Genomic DNA, 338 nt, shown 5'->3' on the forward strand with positions numbered 1-338 from the left:
GGGTACCTGCGCAAGGAGATGGGCGACGATGCGATCTTTCCGCGGCCAGGATATCCGTTGTCGCCGTTCCCGGAAGACACCCGCATGACTATGGTGGGCACTTGTGATTTTGAAGGCAAGAAGATGTCTTCAATCGGTTTCTTTCCTTGCATAATTGACAAGGAGAACCATGCGAATCCTTTGAAAGTCGATGATCCGCGCGCTCAGAAGGTGGCCGATTACATGGCAAGTATCACGCGCAAAGCGGACCTCAAGACCACCTACGGACCCATAACCGAGCGGCTGGGCTTTGCGTACGCACGGGTGATGTGACGACACCGTCGAACTGGTGACGCGGT

General features: G+C 55.3%; 1 protein-coding gene. It reads left to right on the forward strand.

Translation table 11 applies throughout. From position 1 onward, the window contains the following. A partial coding sequence (locus AC0L27_RS41260; RefSeq protein ID WP_473323861.1) for a hypothetical protein occupies positions 1–312 on the forward strand: 312 nt, incomplete at its 5' end. Between the last annotated feature and the right edge of the window lie 26 nt (positions 313–338).

Source organism: Bradyrhizobium sp. Ken51, assembly GCF_055807435.1.